13 protein-coding genes are annotated in these 15895 nt (G+C 67.4%); 7 read left to right on the top strand and 6 right to left on the bottom strand.

From position 1 onward, the window contains the following. Nucleotides 1-75 precede the first annotated feature (75 nt). The gene (locus tag ASC94_RS11585) at nucleotides 76-1374 is read left to right on the top strand and encodes a right-handed parallel beta-helix repeat-containing protein (RefSeq protein WP_056394589.1); all 1299 of its coding nucleotides are present in this window, start codon (nucleotides 76-78) and stop codon (nucleotides 1372-1374) included. An 84-nt stretch (nucleotides 1375-1458) separates the two neighbouring features. Here ASC94_RS11585 and ASC94_RS11590 read toward each other — a convergent pair whose 3' ends face one another. After that, nucleotides 1459-1785 carry a BON domain-containing protein gene (locus tag ASC94_RS11590; RefSeq protein WP_056394592.1) on the bottom strand — a complete coding sequence of 109 codons (327 nt, stop codon included), beginning with the start codon at nucleotides 1783-1785 and terminating at the stop codon, nucleotides 1459-1461. A gap of 309 nt (nucleotides 1786-2094) precedes the next feature. Here ASC94_RS11590 and ASC94_RS11595 point away from each other — a divergent pair, with 309 nt between their 5' ends. Then, nucleotides 2095-3708 carry a methyl-accepting chemotaxis protein gene (locus ASC94_RS11595; RefSeq protein ID WP_056394596.1) on the top strand — a complete coding sequence of 538 codons (1614 nt, stop codon included), beginning with the start codon at nucleotides 2095-2097 and terminating at the stop codon, nucleotides 3706-3708. Nucleotides 3709-3782: 74 nt separating this feature from the next. Here ASC94_RS11595 and ASC94_RS11600 read toward each other — a convergent pair whose 3' ends face one another. The 5 genes from ASC94_RS11600 to ASC94_RS11620 form a co-directional block, all read right to left on the bottom strand. After that, complete coding sequence (locus ASC94_RS11600; RefSeq protein ID WP_056394599.1) at nucleotides 3783-5156, bottom strand: sigma 54-interacting transcriptional regulator; 1374 nt, start codon at nucleotides 5154-5156, stop codon at nucleotides 3783-3785. Continuing rightward, nucleotides 5156-5743 (bottom strand): hypothetical protein, encoded by a 588-nt coding sequence (locus tag ASC94_RS11605; RefSeq protein ID WP_082616417.1) that lies wholly within the window; start codon nucleotides 5741-5743, stop codon nucleotides 5156-5158. The genes ASC94_RS11600 and ASC94_RS11605 overlap by 1 nt, the downstream gene beginning before the upstream one ends. Further along, nucleotides 5733-7166 carry a sensor histidine kinase KdpD gene (locus tag ASC94_RS11610; protein ID WP_056394602.1) on the bottom strand — a complete coding sequence of 478 codons (1434 nt, stop codon included), beginning with the start codon at nucleotides 7164-7166 and terminating at the stop codon, nucleotides 5733-5735. The genes ASC94_RS11605 and ASC94_RS11610 overlap by 11 nt, the downstream gene beginning before the upstream one ends. A 176-nt stretch (nucleotides 7167-7342) precedes the next feature. Next, the gene (locus tag ASC94_RS11615) at nucleotides 7343-8833 is read right to left on the bottom strand and encodes a sensor histidine kinase (protein ID WP_082616418.1); all 1491 of its coding nucleotides are present in this window, start codon (nucleotides 8831-8833) and stop codon (nucleotides 7343-7345) included. Beyond that, complete coding sequence (locus ASC94_RS11620; RefSeq protein ID WP_056394605.1) at nucleotides 8833-9528, bottom strand: response regulator; 696 nt, start codon at nucleotides 9526-9528, stop codon at nucleotides 8833-8835. Before ASC94_RS11620 ends, ASC94_RS11615 begins: the two co-directional genes overlap by 1 nt. Before the next feature lie 211 nt (nucleotides 9529-9739). Between ASC94_RS11620 and ASC94_RS11625 the strand changes: the two genes are divergently transcribed. The 5 genes from ASC94_RS11625 to ASC94_RS11645 are packed head-to-tail and all read left to right on the top strand — an operon-like array spanning nucleotide 9740 to nucleotide 15883. After that, nucleotides 9740-10813 (top strand): porin, encoded by a 1074-nt coding sequence (locus tag ASC94_RS11625; protein ID WP_056394610.1) that lies wholly within the window; start codon nucleotides 9740-9742, stop codon nucleotides 10811-10813. A gap of 29 nt (nucleotides 10814-10842) precedes the next feature. Beyond that, complete coding sequence (locus tag ASC94_RS11630) at nucleotides 10843-11841, top strand: tripartite tricarboxylate transporter substrate-binding protein (RefSeq protein ID WP_082616419.1); 999 nt, start codon at nucleotides 10843-10845, stop codon at nucleotides 11839-11841. Between the two features lie 28 nt (nucleotides 11842-11869). After that, entirely contained in the window at nucleotides 11870-12955 is a 1086-nt protein-coding gene (locus ASC94_RS11635) for an ABC transporter substrate-binding protein (protein ID WP_056394613.1), read from the top strand. 30 nt (nucleotides 12956-12985) lie between these two features. Continuing rightward, nucleotides 12986-14770: an iron ABC transporter permease gene (locus ASC94_RS11640; RefSeq protein ID WP_056394615.1), complete on the top strand. Its 1785-nt coding sequence runs from the start codon at nucleotides 12986-12988 to the stop codon at nucleotides 14768-14770. A gap of 45 nt (nucleotides 14771-14815) precedes the next feature. Then, complete coding sequence (locus ASC94_RS11645; RefSeq protein WP_056394617.1) at nucleotides 14816-15883, top strand: ABC transporter ATP-binding protein; 1068 nt, start codon at nucleotides 14816-14818, stop codon at nucleotides 15881-15883. The last annotated feature ends 12 nt before the right edge of the window (nucleotides 15884-15895 follow it).

Below are 15895 nucleotides of genomic sequence, written 5' to 3' on the forward strand. Positions count from 1 at the left end.
CCCGCAATAATCAGCAATTCGATCAGCCGCCGGCGTCCGCCGGTGCTACCCTTGGCGCTCTCACCGGAGCCCGCCTTGAAGCCCATCATCCTCGCCTTGCTCGCCGCCGGCCACGCCAGCGCCGCCACCTACTACGTTTCCCCCACCGGCAACGACGCCGCCAGCGGCGCCCAGAACGCCCCTTGGCAAACCATCGCGCGCGCCCAGTCCGCTGCCGCGCCCGGCGACACCATCTACCTGCGCGGCGGCCGCTACGCCTACAGCGCAGCCACCACCGCCTGCGCCAGCCGCACCGCCGTGGTGGACGCCGTGACCCTGAGCAAAAGCGGCAGCGAAGGCGCCCCGATCCGCTACTGGGCCTATCCGGGCGAAATTCCGGTGTTTGACTTCTCCGCCATGAAAGACGACTGCCGCGTCAAAGGCATCAACGTCTCCGCCAGCTGGCTGCACCTCAAAGGCCTGGAAATCACCGGCGCCCCGCAGCAGCCGGAAAACCGCCTCAACCACGAATCCTGGGGCTTGTGGATCAAGGGTAGCCATAACGTGTTCGAGCAGCTCAACGCTCACCACAACATGGGCCCCGGCGTGTTCCTGGCGGACGGCAGCCACAACCTCGTGCTGAACAGCGACTCGCACCACAACTACGACCCCTACACCTCCAACGGCGCAGGGCAGAGCGCCGACGGCTTCGGCGCCCACATCAAGGCCAACCAGCCCGGCAATGTGTTCCGCGGCTGCCGCGCCTGGGCCAACACGGATGACGGTTTCGACCTCATCAAAGCCTATTCGCCCGTCACCATCGAATACTCGTGGGCCTGGCAGCACGGCTACCTGCCCGGCACCAGCACGCCGCTGGCGGCGGGCAACGGCAACGGCATCAAGGCCGGCGGCTACGGCGGCGTGTACGCGGCCAACGCCGCCAGGCATATCGTGCGCTTCTCGGTTGCCTTCCACAACAAGGCCGCCGGCTTCTACGCCAACCACCACCCGCTGGCGCTCGACTTCTTCAACAACACCGCCTTCGGCAACGGCGCCGACTACGACATGCGCGGCATCGCCCCGGACGGGGCCCCGGCCAGCTTCGGCCTGCTGCGCAACAACATCGGCCGCACCGTGCGCAACGCGGCCGGCGCCGACCAGGCCCACAACAGCTGGACCCTGCCGCTCACCGTGCGCGACAGCGATTTCGAGAGCGTCTCGGCCGAGGGCTGGGACGCCGCGCGCCAGGCCGACGGCAGCCTGCCGGCGCTGCCTGATTATCGGCCCCGCGCCGGCAGCGCGCTGATCGACAAGGGCGTGGACGTCGGCCTGCCGTTCAACGGCGCCGCGCCCGACCTGGGCGCGTTCGAGTCCGGCGCGCAGGCAAAAAAATAGCCGGGCTGCGCAAACGCGGCCCGGCGAAAAGGTCTTACTCTGGGTAGGTACTACAACATCAACTGCGGGTGCTACAAAACCGGATTACTTGCTGGCGACGGTCAGTTCGCTCTTCACTTCCTTCACGCCTTCAACGGCGGAGGCGGCCTGGATTGCTTTGGTGCCGATGTCGGTGTTGGCGACCTGGCCGGTCAGCGTGACCACGCCCTGGGCAGCGGTAACGCCCACGCCTTTGTAGTCGGACAGCGCAGCCTGGACTTTCTTGCTCAGCGCGCTGTCGGTGGCGGTAGCGGCAGTGCCGACGCCAGCCATCGCGCCTTCTTGCTGTGGCACAGCGTAGGCGGCGGTGATCGAAGCGGCGGTCAGGGTTGCGGCGGCCAGCAGGCGGGTGATCATTTTGGTATTCGTCATGTTTGCTACTCCATAAAGGTTTTTAAAGGAACGCCTTGTGACGTTATCCTCCCTATTGCAAGCGCTGTGCCAGGTCTAAAAACTCCAATGAAATCAAAGCCTTGGTAATTCTGCCAAGATTAACTTGCCGACAGGCAGCAGATCCGCAACAGTATTTGTCGTGATATGGCGACACCATCTGCGACCGTTTCCGTAAGCCTTTGAATTTAAACGTTTATTTTCTGTCGCCGCAGCACGACAGAAAAACCTCATGGCCGGCGGCGCGGCGATTGGGTAGAGTCTGAACACCCATCCCAAGGAGACGCACTCATGCAATTGTCCAACTACAAGACTTCGACCAAGCTCGTGCTGGCGTTCATCGCGGTGGCCACCATAGGCGCCTTGCTGGGCGCCTACGCCATCTACAACATGAAGCGCATCAACGATGCGGACACCCGCTTGTACCAGCAAGAGTTGATGGGCCTGTCATACTTCAAGGAAGCCAATGTGGAGCGCCTGAAGGCAGTGGTGGGCCTGCGCGACGCCATCCTTGCCAGCACCCAGGCCGAGCGCGACAACGCCTATGCCCGCATCGCCGACGGCAGGGCCAAGAGCAAGGCCTTCATCGCCCAGGCCAGCCCGTTGTTTACGACAGCAGAGGGCCAGCGCCAGGTGGCGCAGCTGCAGGACGTGATCAACACCGACCAGGCCGCCGCCGAGGGCCTGCTGACGAGGATCAGGGCCAGCGAGATGCACGCGGACAGCGAACTGCAGCAGTACATGCGCAACAACGTGGTCCAGCCCAGCGTGCAGCTGGGCATCGCGATGAACAAGCTGTCGCAGCTCAAGGAAAGCGAAGCCAAGGCTGTCGCCGAGGCCAATACCGGCTTGTATGCCAGCAGCCGCAACGTGATGATCATGCTGGTGCTGGCCGGGCTGGCGGCGGGCGTGTTCCTCGGCCTGGCGGTCAGCCGCCAGGTCACCCGGCCGCTGGCGGTGGCGGTCGGCAGCGCGCACCGCATGAGCGAGGGCGACATGACGGTGGCCATGCAGGTGGACGGCAAGGACGAAACGGCGCAGCTGCTGCAGGCGCTGGAAAACATGCGCGCCAGCCTGCAAGGCATCGTCGCTACCGTGCGGCAGGACGCGGACGGCGTGGCCACCGCCAGCAGCGAGATCGCGCAGGGCAATATGGACTTGAGCGCGCGCACCGAGAGCCAGGCCAGCGTGCTGGAGGAAACCGCCGCGTCGATGGAACAGATCAGCTCGGCGGTGAAGCAGAACGCCGACAGCGCGCGCCACGCCAACCAGCTCGCGTCCAGTGCCGCCAGCGTGGCGGTGCGCGGCGGCGAGGTGGTGGCGCAGGTGGTGTCCACCATGCAGGGCATCAACGACGCCTCGCGCAAGATCGAGGATATTACCGGCGTTATCGACGGCATCGCCTTCCAGACCAATATCCTGGCGTTGAACGCGGCGGTGGAAGCGGCGCGGGCGGGCGAGCAGGGCAGGGGCTTCGCGGTGGTGGCGTCCGAAGTGCGCAACCTGGCGCAGCGTTCGGCCGCGGCGGCCAAGGAGATCAAGGCCCTGATCAGCGACTCGGTGGAGCGCGTGGACCAGGGCGCCAGGCTGGTGGACCAGGCCGGCGCCACGATGACCGAAGTGGTGGACAGCGTGCAGCGCGTGAGCGCCATCATCGGCGAAATCGCGCTGGCCAGCGGCGAACAGACCACCGGCGTGGAACAAGTGAACCAGGCCATCATCGAGATGGACCACGTGACCCAGCAGAATGCCGCGCTGGTGGAGCAGGCGGCGGCAGCCGCCAAGGCTATGCAAGACCAGGCGGCCAGCCTGGCGCAAGCGGTCAGCGTGTTCAAGATTGAAGCCGGGGCCGCGCGCCAGCATGCGCACAATCCGGCCTCCAGCCGGGCGCTGGCGCTCAGGTAAAACGTCGGGCGGGTTCGCTGTGCGCCGCCCGCCAGGCGGCGCCGCGCCGCCGGCCATGACGGCCGCAAGCCGCCCTACGAATCGGCGCCGTCGGCGCGGAACTGGGCCGCGTTGAGATCGTATTTCTGCAGCAGGCGGTAGAACTCGGTGCGGTTGCGGTCCGCCAGGCGGGCCGCGTCGGCCACGCTGCCGTCGGTGAGCTTGAGCAGCTGCACCAGGTAGTTGCGCTCGAAGCGCTGCTTGGCCTCCGTGTAGCTGAGCACTTCCAGCGACGGCACCCGCAGCGCGCGCTGCACCAGCGTGAGCGGCACCAGCGGCGCCGTGGCCAGCGCGCACACATGCTCGACCACGTTGTACAGCTGGCGCACATTGCCCGGCCAGGAGGCGCGCGTGAGCGCTTCCAGCGCGCCCGGCGCAAAGCCGCTGACGGTTTTCTGGTACTTGGCCGCCAGCGCGTGCAGGAAGCGCGTGGCCAGCAGCGCCACGTCCTCGCGCCGCTCGGCCAGCGGCGGCAGGGTCAGCGTGATCACGTTCAGCCGGTAGTACAAGTCCTCGCGGAACTGGCCTTCCAGCATGGCCGCGTCCAGGTCGCGGTGGGTGGCCGACAGGATGCGCACGTCCACCGGCCGGCCCTGGTCGGAACCGAGCTGGCGCACCACGCGCTCCTGCAGCACGCGCAGCAGCTTGACCTGCAGCAGCAGCGGCATGTCGCCGATTTCGTCCAGGAACAGGGTGCCGCCGTCGGCCGCCTGCACCAGGCCTTCGCGGCTGCTGATGGCGCCCGTGTAGGCGCCTTTCACGTGGCCGAACAGTTCCGACTCCAGCAGCTGCTCGGGAATCGCGCCGCAGTTGACGGCGATGAAGGGCGCCTTGGCGCGCCGGCTGGCGCGGTGGATGGCGCGCGCCAGCAGCTCCTTGCCGGTGCCGCTTTCGCCGCGTATCAGCACGCTGGCGTCCGACGCGGCCACCAGCTTGGCCTCGGCCAGCAGCTCGGCCATGGCCTGGCTGCGGCTGATGATCTCGGCGCGCCAGCTTTCGTCGCCGCCGCCGTGCACCGGCGCCGGTGCGGTCAGGCTCAACGCCTGCTCGATGCGCTCCAGCAGCACCTTGGCGTCGAACGGCTTGGTCAGGTAGGCGTAGGCGCCCAGGGTGGTTGCTTCCACCGCGTCCGGGATGGTGCCGTGCGCGGTCAGCAGGATCACCGGGAGCGCCGGATGCTGCGAGCGGATTTCCTGGAACAGCGCCATGCCGTCGCGGTCCGGCAGGCGGATGTCGCTCACCACCAGCTGCGGCAGCTCGATCGACAGGCGCGCCAGCGCCGCTTCCGCGCTGCCCACGGCCGTCACGCGGTAGCCGTTGGCGGTCAGGCGCAGCGAGAGCAGGCGCAGCAGGTCGGGATCGTCATCGACCAGGAGGATGTGGCCGCCGGAGGCCTGGGGGCCGGCCATCAGCGGCCTCCCTGGGCGGAGGACTGCGGCGGCGGCCGCACCGGCAGGTTGCGCTCGATGGCTTTCAGGCCTTCCAGCATGTCGTTCAGCTGTTCGGTCTTGCGCTGGTTTTCCTTCAGCTGGGCACTAAGTTTTTCATTGTGCTCGGACAGGCGGCGCGCCTCCGCGCAGTGGCTCGACAGCAGTTGCGCCAGCGGCTTGAGCGACTGCGCCGCCTGCTCGGTGGAGGTGGCCACGCTGTCGAATTGCGCCTGGGCGCGCGCCAGGTCGCCGCTGCCGCGCGTGAGCATCAGGATCATGCCGATCTGCAGCGACAGCTTGGGAGTGGATTGCTGCAGGCTCAAGCCGCTCAGTTCCTTCAGCAGTTCGCCCTGCTGCATGCGGCGCAGGCTCTGGTGGTAGGCCAGCAGGGGCGCGGCCTCGTCCTGCGGCGACACATGCGTGAGCGGGGTTTGCGCCAGCGGCGCCACGGGCGGCGGCGCCGGCATCACGGCCGGCGGCGGCGGCGGGGGCGCCGGCGTCACGCAGGCGCCCAGCAGCAAGGCTGGCAACAACACCGGCAGCAGGGACAGCAGTTTAGTGGTCATAGGGCAGTTCAATCCGAAAATGGGCTCCCGCCTGGGAGGGAAGCAGTTGCAGGCTGCCGCCATGCGCTTGCACGTATTCGCGCACGATGGACAGGCCGATGCCGTTGCCGCGCCGCGCGCCGGGCGGCTGGCGCTCGCCCTGGTAGAAGGGCTCGAAGACGCGCTCGGCGTCTTCCTCGGCCACGCCGGGGCCCTGGTCGATGCAGTCGATGCGCAGCAAGCCCTGGTGCTCGTCCAGCGCAAAGCGCACCGTGCCGCCCTGCGGGCTGAAGCGCACCGCGTTCGACAGCAGGTTGCCCAGCGCGATGGCCATCTTGTCGTGGTCCATGGGCAGCGCGCGCGGCGCGCCGTCCACCCGCGCCACCAGGGCGCGCGCCTGCAGCTGCAGCTGCTGGTTGGCGATCACCTCGTGCAGCAGTGCGGCCGGTTCGCAGGGCGCGCGCAGCAGATGCTGGGCGTCGAAATTGGCGGCGTTGTAGCGCAGCAGGTCCTCGATCTGGTTTTGCAGCGACGCCGTGTTCTGGCGCAGGATGGCCGCGATCTCGCGCTGCTGCGGCGTGAGCGCGCCCAGCAGCTGGTCCTCCAGCAGGGCCACGCCCTCCACCAGCGCGGCCAGCGGCGTCTTCAGTTCATGCGAAATGTGGCGCAGGAAGCGCGACTTGTCGGCCTCCAGGTCGGACAGGCGCTGGCGCAGCCAGTTCAGCTGCTGGCCCAGGCGGCGCAGGTCGTTCGGCCCCTCGACCGCGATGGCGTCGCCGTAGCGGTTCTCGCCGAGGCGGTGGATGGCTTGCTCGATCTGCTTGAGCGGGCGCGAGACCCAGGCGCCGAAGCCCACCGCCAGCAGCGCCGCCACGGCGATAGCGGCGGCCACCTGGCCGGTCAGCACGCCGCGCCGCTGGTCCAGTTCGTCGAGCAGCAGCTGGTTGCGGCGTTCCACCTCGCGCTTGACCTCATCTTCCAGCGCCTGGCTGATGGCGGGCAAGCCGCTCAGGGCCTGGCTCAGCGCCTGGTTGAGCGCCTGCTGGCGGTTGGCGCGGCGCCCGCGCGGGCTTTGCAATACGGTCCAGGCCGCTTCGCTGCGCTGGTTCCAGTCGGCAAATGTTTGCGGCGGCGCGCCGGGCAGGCCGGCAGCCACGGCGGCCAGCGCCGCCTGCGCGTCGCGCCAGGCCTCGGCGTAGCGCTGGCGGAAGGCCGGGTCGTCCAGCACCAGGAACTGGCGCGCGCTGCGCTCCATGGCCACGCTGCGCTCGGCCAGGCGCTGCGCGTTCTCGGTGAGCGCGATGGCATGCTGGCCCGCCTCGCGGCTGTGGGCGGCAAGGCGGTCCAGGGTCAGCAGGGCATGCACCGAGGTCGCGCTCAGCAGCACGGCGATCAGCAGGAACACGCCCAGCAGCAGATGGCGAAATGACAGCTTGGGAAACATAGGGAACGGGGGCCGGACGGCTCAGCAGCGTACCCGCGCATCATAGGGGAAAAGCCGGAAACTCCGCGTCCGATTGGCCGCCCGCCCGCCAACCGGCCTGAGCCGCATTTTCCCCACTTCGGGGTCAGACCCCGAAGTGGGGAAAATGCGGCTTAGCTCGCTTGTAGGAAAGGGCTTCAGGCGGGAAAGGAAACGGTGACCTTGAGGCCGTGGTGGCGGGCGCCGCTGCCGAGGACGATGGTGGCGCCGTGCAGTGCGGCAATATCGCGCACGATGGCCAGGCCCAGGCCGGCGCCGCCCGGGTTGCGCTGCATGGAGGCGGCGGCGCGGTAGAAGGGCGAGAAGACACGCTCGCGCTCGCTTTCCGGGATGCCGGGGCCGCTGTCTTCCACTTCCAGCACCGGGCCGCGCCCGGCCAGGCCGGGATGGACCCGCAAGGTGACGCTGCCGCCGTCGGGCGTGTAGCGCAACGCGTTGTCGACCAGGTTGGCCACCAGCTCGTGCAGCAGCAGCGCCTGGCCGGGCACCACCGCGTCGTGCTCGGCTTCCAGCGCCAGGTCGATATTGCGGCTCACGGCCGGCACCGCCAGCTCCAGCGCCACCTGCCGCACCAGCGCGCGCAAGGCCACCGGCACCGGGTCGCTGCCGCCGCTGTGCTCGATGCGCGCCAGCATCAGCAGGCGGTTGGCCAGGTGCACCGCCGAATCAGTGGTGGCGGCGATGCCCTGCACCATGCCGCGCAGCGCAGCGGTGTCGCACGGGGCGCGGCCCGCTTCGCGCAGCGCCAGCTCGGACTGGGTCTTGAGCACCGTGAGCGGGGTGCGCAGCTGGTGCGAGGCGTCGGCGATGAAGCGGCGCTGGCTGGCAATCAGCCCCTGGATGCGCGACATGGAGCCGTTCATCGCTTCCACCAGCGGCCGCACTTCCTTGTGCACCAGCGCCGGGTCGACGTCGGACAGGTCCGAGACGCTGCGCGTTTCCACTTCTTCCTTGAGCCGCATCAGCGGTTGCAGCACCAGGCGCACGGCGAACCAGACCAGCAGGGCCGTGGCCAGAATCAGCCCGGCCTGCCACAGCAAGGTGTCGAACAAAATCTGGTTGGACAGGCCGCGCCGCGCGTCCAGCGTCTCGGCCACCTGGATCAGGGCGATGCCGCGCATGCTGTCGTCGTACACCGGCTGCAGCAGCGCGGCGATGCGCACCGGCTGGCCGTTGTACTTGGCGTGGTAGAAGCGCACCAGCGCGGGATAGGCTTCCGAGCGCGGCACGTTGGCCGGCACCGGCGGCAGGTCGCCGAAGCCGGACACGGTCTCGCCGTTGATGCCGCTGACCTTGTAGAAGATGCGGCCCAGGGTGTCGGTCTCGAAGCTGTCCAGCGCCACGTAGGGCACGTCGGCCACCACCTTGCCGTCCTGGACCGACACGCGCTCGGCCAGCGCGCGGGTGGAGGCCAGCAGCGAGCGGTCGTAGGCCATGTCGGCCGCGTCCAGCGCGTTGCGGTAGACCGAGACGGCGTCCAGCGCCATCAGGAAGATCAGCGGCACCAGCAGCCAGCGCATCAGCTGCCCGCGCAGGCTGCCGAGCGGCGCGCCCGGGCCGGCGGGGCGCGCGGGCGGCGCCGGCGCGGCCGGCGCGTCCTGCGCTGCCTGGTCCGGCGCGCGCTCCATCAGACGGCCGGTTCGCGCGGCTGCAGCAGGTAGCCGATGCCGCGCAGGGTGGTGATGGCGGCGGCGCCGGGCTGGCTGCTCTCCAGCTTCTTGCGCACGCGGTGGATGTACAGGTCGATCGCGTCCAGGTTGGCGTCGTCGGCCAGCGCGAATACTTCGTCGAACAGCTTTTCCTTGGACACGGCGCGCCCGCTGCGGCTGATCAGCGCCTCCAGCACGGCGTGCTCGCGCGGCGTGAGCGCCAGGTTGGCGCCGTGGTAGCTGAACATGCGGGTGATGGTGTCGAAACTGAGCGCGCCGCAGCTGTGCACCAGCGCCTCGTTGCCCACGCTGCGGCGCAGCAGGGCCTTCACGCGCGCTTCCAGTTCGGCCAGTTCGAAGGGCTTGGCCAGATAGTCGTCGGCGCCCAGGTTCAGGCCCTGCACGCGCTCTTCCAGCCCGCCGCGCGCGGTCAGGATCAGCACCGGGGTCTTGCCGCGCGGGCCGCCGCGCGCGCGTAGGCGCTTGAGCACCTCCAGGCCGTCCATGCGCGGCAGGGTGAGATCGAGGATCACCAGCGCGTATTCCTGGGTGTGCAGCAGGGCGTCGGCGTCGGCGCCGTTGTCCGCGCACTCCACCGTCAGGTGGGAGTCGCGCAGGGCCTTGGCCAGCCAGTGCTGCAGTTCGGTGTGGTCTTCGACGAGGAGGATGCGCATGATAGTCGTGGTGCCGGGTGGATGCTCAGGCCTGCATCTTCCTCGCCGCGCCGCCAAAAGTAAATCTTTGTGGTGACATGACGACAAGATTGGCAGGCAATTTGCGGTGAAAGGGCAATGAAAGAGAATTGAAAGGAAGTGAAACCTATAGTGGAACCCTGATTTCCGTGATCAGGCATATCACCAACAATTATATCTATAGGAGACACCCATGAAGAAGTCCACTTTGACAATGGCAGTATCGGCGGCAGTGGCTGCCTGCGCCCTGGGCGGCGCGGCGCACGCGCAGTCGAACGTGCAGGTCTATGGCCTGATCGACGCCGGCGTCGAAAGCGCTTCCCACGCCACGCCCACGGGCGGTTCCAAGACCAGCGTGATCTCCGGTGGTATGAACACCTCGCGCTGGGGCCTGCGCGGCACCGAAGACCTGGGCGGCGGCCTGAAAGCGGTGTTCCAGCTCGAAGGCGGCATCCTGCTCGACACCGGCGCCCAGGACGGCCCGCTGTTCAAGCGCCAGGCCAACGTCGGCCTGGAAGGCAGCTTTGGCCGCGTGGTCATCGGCCGCTCCTTCACCTCCGTGTACGACACCGTGATCGCCTACGATCCGATGGGCTTCGCGCCGTACTACTCGTGGGCCACCAGCGGCCCGGCCACCGGCCCGAGCAAATACGGTTTCACCACCGCCTTCGACAACCTGATCAAGTACAGCGGCAGCACCGGCGACTTCAAATACGGCGCCACCTACGGCATGGGCGAGCAGACCACCGGCCAGTCCGACAGCCGCAAGATGGCGGGCAACGTGGCCTACGCCGCCAATGGCCTGGGCCTGATGGCGACCTGGGAGCGCATCAACGGCAACACCGTGGTGGCCACCGGCAACCGCGACGAGAACACCGTCTATCACATCGGCGCCAGCTATGAAACCGGCCCGCTGAAGTTCTGGGGCGTGATGCGCGACTACAAACTGGTGGCCGGCAAGGCCGCCACGCCGGATGTGAAAGCGACCACCTGGTGGGCCGGCGTGGCCTACAAACCGGTGGCCAATACCACCATCACCGGCGCCGTCTACCGCGTGAACGTGAAAAACCTCGCCACCGGCAAGGACGCCGACCCGACCATGTACGTGGCGCGCTACCGCTACGCGCTGTCCAAGCGCACCGACGTATACGTGGCCGCGGCCTACGCCAAGTCGAAGAACGGCCAGCTGACCGGCCTGTCGCGCGACGACGCCGGCTTCGCCACCAACCAGCGCGGCGTGGTCACCGGCATCCAGCACCGCTTCTAAGCCCAGCCCGCGAGCCCGCCGTGAAAGCCATGCCATCGATCCTGTTCCCGCTTGTCCTGCTGGCCACCGCCGGCGCCTGGGCAGCCGGTGCGGCCAGGCCGGCCAAGCCGGCCGCGGCCGCGCCGGGCCGGGTGGAGTGCATCGTCCCGTCCAAGCCGGGCGGCGCGATGGACCTGACCTGCAAGCTGGCGCAGAAGGGGCTGCAGGCGCTGGACGGCGGCGCGCCGCGCGACGTCCACATCAGCTACGTGCCCGGCGGTATCGGCGCGGTGGCCTGGCATTCGCTGATGACGCAGCGGCGCGCCGATCCGAACACCCTGGTGGTGTTTTCCGGCGGCTCGCTGCTCAACCTGGCGCAGGGCAAGTTCGGCAAGGCCAAGGCGGACGACGTGCGCTGGGTGGCGGCGCTGGGCGCGGACTACGGCATGATCGCGGTGCGTTCCGATTCGCCCTACAAGACGCTGGGCGACCTGGTGGCGGCGCTGAAGCGGCATCCTGAAAAGGTGCTGATCGGCGTGTCCGGCACCATCGGCAGCCAGGACTGGCTGAAGATTGCGCTGGTGATGCGCACCGCCGGCGTGGATCCGAAAGTGCTGCGTTTCGTGGCGCTGGAGGGCGGCGGCGAGGCTTTCACGGCCATGGACGCGGGCTATGTGCACGTGGTCTCGGGCGATGCCTCCGAAGCCACGCTGTACGCGGCCAACGGCAAGACGCGCGTGCTGGCGGTGCTGTCCGAACAGCGCCTGCCCGGCGTGCTGGCCGCCGTGCCGACCGCGCGCGAGCAGGGCGTGGACGTGGTCTGGCCCATCATCCGCGGGGTGTGGATGGGGCCCCACGTGCCCGAGGCGGACTACCGCCAGTGGGTGCGGGTGTTCGACCGCATGATGGCCACGCCGCAGTTCGCCCAGGCCCGCGCAAGCTATGGACTGTATCCCTTTGCACTGACCGGCGACGCGCTCGCCGAACATGTTCGTAAGGCCGTGGACGACTACGGCAAGCGCGCCAGCGAATTCGGCCTGGTGCGATAAGCAAAAAACAACTTAACTGGAGACTCTCATGTTCATCAAATCGACCCTGGCCGTTGCGGCCGCCCTGTTTGCGTCCGCCGCTTTTGCACAAGTGCCCGCCGGCTATCCGGCCGACTACCAGAAGCTGATCGACGGCGCCAAGAAAGAGGGCAAGCTAGTGGTCTACGGCGCCACCGACAGCAAGGCCACGCAGCCCTTGATCAAGGAGTTCAGCGCCCTTTACCCGGGCATCAGCGTCGAGTACAACGACATGAACTCCACCGAGGTGTACAACCGCTTCATCTCCGAGGCGGCGGCCGGCGGCAACACCGCCGACGTGATGTGGTCTTCCGCGATGGACCTGCAGATGCGCCTGGCCTCGGACGGCCACGCGCTGAAATACAAGTCGGTGGAAGCGTCCAAGATTCCCGGCTGGGCGGTATGGGACGACCAGGCTTACGGCACCACCTTCGAGCCGGCCGCCATCGTCTACAACAAGCGCCTGCTGGACCCCAAGGAAGTGCCGCAGAACCACGCCGAGTTCGCCAAGCTGATCCAGCAGCCCAAGTTCAAGGACAAGGTCACCACCTACGACATCGAAAAATCCGGCGTCGGCTTCATGTTCATGACGCAGGACGCGAAAGAGAATCCGAACTTCCTGGACCTGGAAAACGCCTTCGGCGTGGCCAAGGTACGCGTGCAGTCCTCCACCGGCACCATGATGGAGCGCATCTCCTCGGGCGAAAACCTGATCGGCTACAACGTGCTCGGCTCCTACGCCCTGGTGCGCGCCAAGAGCGACCCCTCCATTGGCGTGGTGCTGCCGAAGGACTACACGCTGATCCTGTCGCGCGTCATGTTCATCAACAAGGCTGCCAAGAACGTCAATGCCGCCAAGCTGTGGCTGGACTTCATGCTGTCGCACCGCGGCCAGACCGTGATCGCCAACGACTCCAAGCTGTACGCCATCCGCGCCGACGTCACCGGCGAAACCACGTCGGCCGACCTGATCAAGCAGATCGGCAAGGACAACGTCAAGCCGGTGCCGGTGCACCCCATCGTGCTGCAGTTCCTGGGACCCGCCAAGCGCATGGCTTTCCTGAAGCAGTGGAAAGAAACCGCGGGCAAGAAGTAATTTAGGAAGCCGGACAACCAGGGCCTTATCATGCAAACACTGACCTTATCCAGCATCGGCGGCAATGGCCGCCGGAGCCTGAACTGGCCGCGCGGGGTGGTGGTGACGCTGACCGCGATCGCCATCTTCCTGCCCCTGTTCCTGATCTTTTACCAGAGCTTCCTGTCGGCGCCGTTCTTCATGCCCGACAAGATGCTGGGTCTGGACGCGTACCGCTTCATCTTCGATGACCCGGACTTCGCAATGGCCTTCAAGAACGGCCTGATCCTGGCCACCGGCCTGACACTGATCGCAGTGCCGATGGGCGGCGCGCTGGCCTTCCTGATGATACGCACCGACCTGCCGGGGCGCGGCTGGATCGCGCCCATGCTGCTGGTGCCCATCTTTGTCTCGCCCATGGTGATGGGCTTTGGCTATGTGGTGTCGATGGGGCCGGTGGGCTTCTATTCCACCTGGGCCAAGCAGCTGCTCGGCTTCGTGCCCTGGAATATCTATTCGTTTACCAGCATCGTCATCATCGCCGGCCTGACCCACGTGCCGCACGTCTACCTGTACGCCTCGTCGGCGCTGAAAAGCCTGGGCTCGGACGTCGAGGAAGCGGCCCGCGTGGCCGGCGCCTCGCCGCTGCAGGTGATGGTGAACGTGTCGCTGCCGATGATCATGCCGGCGCTGGCCTACGCCGGCGTGCTGGTGTTCTTCCTCGGCTTTGAGGTGTTCGGCCTGGTGCTGGTGCTGGGCGACCCGGAAGGCCACCTGGTGCTGCCGACCTATCTGTACAAGCTGACCAACAAGCTGGGCACCCCGTCCTACCACCTGATGGCGGCGGTGGCCGTGTGCCTGGTGATGGTGACCATGCCGCTGGTGATGATACAGCGCTGGCTGCTCAAGTCGGCCAACAAATACGTGTCCATCAAGGGCAAGGGCGCGCGCAGCAAGGCCATGCCGCTCGGTAAATGGAAATGGCTGGCCTTCGGCGTGCTGTTCGCCTGGCTGCTGTTCACCATCATCATGCCGCTCACCGGCATCGTGCTGCGCTCCTTCGTGCAGTACTGGGGCGAGGGCGTGAAGCTGGCCGACGTGCTCACGCTGCAGCACTTCCGCGACATCATGGCCGAGCCTTCGCTGATGCGCGGCATCGTCAACACCATCCTGATTGGCGTGATCGGCGGCGGCCTGGCCGTGGCCTGCTACAGCGCCATCGCGCTGGCCATGCACCGCAAGCCGGACGGCATCACCCGCGCGCTGGACTACAGCGTGCTGGTGCCGCGCGCCATTCCCGGCCTGCTGGCCGGCCTGGCCTTCCTGTGGGTGTTCCTGTTCGTGCCGTCCTGGCTGGACGGCTTCTTCAAGGGCTCGGACAACGGCGTGGCCCTGTGGCTGAGCGAACATCTGGTCCCGGCACTGCGTTCGCTGCGCTCCACCATCTTCGCGGTGTGGCTGGCGTACTCGGTGGTGTGGCTGGCCTACGGCATGCGCCTGATCTCCACCGCGCTGCTGCAGGTCGGCCCGGAGCTGGAAGAGGCGGCGCGCGCCGTGGGCGCCCAGCGCGGCCAGGTGACGCGCGACGTGACCCTGCCGCTGATCAAATACGGCCTGCTGGGCGCGTGGCTGATGGTGTTCCTGATCTTCGAGCGCGAATACTCCACCGGCGTGTACCTGCTCTCGCCGGGCACCGAGGTAATCGGCGCCATGCTGGTGTCGCTGTGGGCGGGCGGTTCCACCGACCTGGTGGCAGCGCTGTCCTTCATCAATATATCGCTGGTGGCCGTGGGCCTGGGCATTGCGCTGCGCTTCGGCGTGAAGCTGCACAACTAAGCCAAGCGCACAACTGAGAGAACTATCATGAAACGAGACCTCGCCATGAACGAATTAAGCGTCAACGACCTGCACCTGGAATACGGCCAGGGCGCCACGGCCAACCCCATCCTCAAGGGCGTATCGATGCACCTGAAGAAGGGCGAAGTGGTGGCGCTGCTGGGCCCTTCGGGCAGCGGCAAGACCACCCTGCTGCGCGCGGTGGCCGGCCTGGAGAGCCCGAAGCTGGGCACTATCAACATCGGTGAGCGCAATGTGTTCGACGGCTCGAAAGCGTTCGAGATGCCGGCCGAGCAGCGCAACCTGGGCCTGGTGTTCCAGTCCTATGCGCTGTGGCCGCACAAGACCGTGTTCGACAACGTGGCCTACGGCCTGAAGCTGCGCAAGATGGGCAGCGCCGAGATCAAGGAGCGCGTGAACGACGTGCTGAAGCAGCTGGGCCTGGGCCACCTGGGCGAGCGCTACCCGCACCAGATGTCCGGCGGCCAGCAGCAGCGCGTGGCGATTGCCCGCGCGCTGGTGTACAACCCGCCGGTGATCCTGCTCGATGAGCCGCTGTCCAACCTGGACGCCAAGCTGCGCGAGGAAGCGCGCGCCTTCCTGCGCGAGCTGATCGTGCGCCTGGGCCTGTCCGCGCTGATGGTGACGCACGACCAGGCCGAGGCCATGGCGATTTCCGACCGCATCCTGCTGCTTAACAACGGAAAGATCGAGCAGCAGGGCACGCCGCAAAGCATGTACGAAACTCCGGAAACGCTGTTCACGGCGGAGTTCATGGGCAGTAACAACCGCCTGCCGGCCAAGGTGCTGTCGCGCGACGGCGCCAGGGTCACGCTGCAAGCTGCCGGCACCACCTTGCAGGGGACCGCACGCGGCGCCGGCATGGCCGAACCGGCCACGCTGATCCGCGTGGAGGAAGTGCGGGTCAGCTCCACGCAGGTGGACAACGCCATCGAGATCCCGCTGCTGACCTGCATGTACCTGGGCGACCGCTGGGAATGCCTGTTCAAGAGCGCCGATGGCGCCATCAGCCTGCGCGCCTACTCGAAGTACAAGCTGGACGCGGGCAGCTACTGGCTTGAGCTGCCGGCCGACAAACTGTGGGTCTTCTAGGACGCACAGCGG

The sequence above is a fragment of the Massilia sp. Root418 genome, from assembly GCF_001425265.1.
Taxonomy (GTDB): Bacteria; Pseudomonadota; Gammaproteobacteria; order Burkholderiales; family Burkholderiaceae_D; genus Rugamonas.